1 protein-coding gene is annotated in these 1605 nt (G+C 74.1%); it reads left to right on the top strand.

Features of this window, described 5'->3' with window-relative positions; all coding sequences use genetic code 11:
• Window positions 1–712 precede the first annotated feature (712 nt).
• Window positions 713–1510: a hypothetical protein gene (locus ACFWWQ_RS07090; RefSeq protein WP_384591418.1), complete on the top strand. Its 798-nt coding sequence runs from the start codon at window positions 713–715 to the stop codon at window positions 1508–1510.
• The last annotated feature ends 95 nt before the right edge of the window (window positions 1511–1605 follow it).

Genomic DNA, 1605 nt, shown 5'->3' with positions numbered 1-1605 from the left:
GTGGGGGGGGTTTGGGGGGCTGGGGGTGGGGGGGGGCCGGGCCCCCCCCGGGCCCGCGTGGCCCCCCCCCCGCGGGCCGGCCCCCCCCCCGCGGGGGGCGCCCCCCCGGACGCGTTCTACCGGTATTTCCCCCGGCGCCCGATTCCGGGGAATTCCCCACTTCCGTACGGGAGTTGCGCGCAGCGACGCGGGCACGGGCACGCAATATCACCGTGTTAGCCTCTGATGGCTTTATCGGCCGGGAATGCCGGTCGCTGCGCGGTTCGTCGTACGGGAGTCATCGATGTACCGGTTCGATTCCAGGGATTTCACGGTCGGCGCCGGGCAGCCGGACCTGCCGAGAAATCCAGCCGAACGCCGGATGCGTCGCCGCGGCGTGGCCTTTCCCCTCGTTCCCTGAGCGCCGCGCCCCGCGTGTCACGAGGCCGACGGCCGCCCGCTCACGGCCCTGCCGGGGCCTGGCGGAGCGCCCGGTTCTCCTCATGCACGGTGCCCTTTTCCCCGCGTCCGGCCCGCCATTCCGTAAATTCTCCGGCGGAAATACCGGCGCGACGGACGCGGCACCGCGAAGCAGCCCCCACCTCGGTATCCCTCTCCCGGCATCGGCCACCGGCCGATGCCGCCGTGCGGGCCGCCCCCGCAGGCCACGGCCGGACGGTGACGAGGCAGCAATTCAGCGATAATCGATAGTCCAGCGATCATGGTGAGTCGAATGAGTGCGGTAGGCGTCGCCTTCGAGATTCCGTCGGTCTTCCGGGAGGTCATCCCCGGGCTCTCCACCGAACAGGCGGAGGCCGAGGTGAGAGCGCGCCTGGAAGTCGACGGCGGGGCCGGTCCGCCGTCCGGACGGATCGCCCGGCTCACCACGGAGTACGCGAGGACATCGGCGCTGCTCGCGGCCACGGGCATCCGCTACGCGGCCACCTGCTTCGGCCGGTTCCGCGGCGCCTGGTCGATGGGGACCCTGACCCTCGGACTCTCCCCGCTCGCCTATCGGGACACCGCTGCCGCGGTCGCGGGCATGGGCGCCGTCCTCACCGAACACGACTCCGGTACGGAGGTCAGCACCCTGGCGCTGCCGTGCGGCCCGGCGGCGCTCGCGGTCCGGAGGCCGGAGCCGCTGCGGATATCCACCGGAGCCTCGGACGCGTCCGGTGCGGCCGACCCGGCGGACGCGTCCGGTGCGCCCGGCGATGGCGCCGCCCTCGACGTGTCCCAGCTCCAGGTGTTCATCCCCGTACCGCCGGACGCCGTCCCCGGGGCGCAGACCCTCGCCACGGTGACGTTCAACACCCCCAACACCGACCACTGGGCGGACTACTGCGCGCTGTTGTCGCCGTTTCTGCGGAGCGTGCGGTTCGTGCCGGACGCGGACGCCGTAGCCGACGGCAACGCTCCCTCCATGTCGGAGACCGATACCGCCCCCGGTGCTCCTGCAGACGCAGCGTCAGGGCAGGAGGTGGCCGCCTCGCCGGCCGCTGAGCGTCCCGGGGCGTCCGCCTTCGGCTGACCGCAGCCCCGCCCGCAGAGGCCCGGCCGCCCGCCCCCCACCACCCCGGGGCGGCAGCCGGCGCGGGTGGGCGCAGCCCGGCGGAGGGGACGCGC

The organism is Streptomyces sp. NPDC059080 (assembly GCF_042739975.1).
GTDB classification, from domain to species: Bacteria; Actinomycetota; Actinomycetes; order Streptomycetales; family Streptomycetaceae; genus Streptomyces; species Streptomyces benahoarensis.
This window is presented reverse-complemented; position numbering and strand designations above follow the sequence as displayed.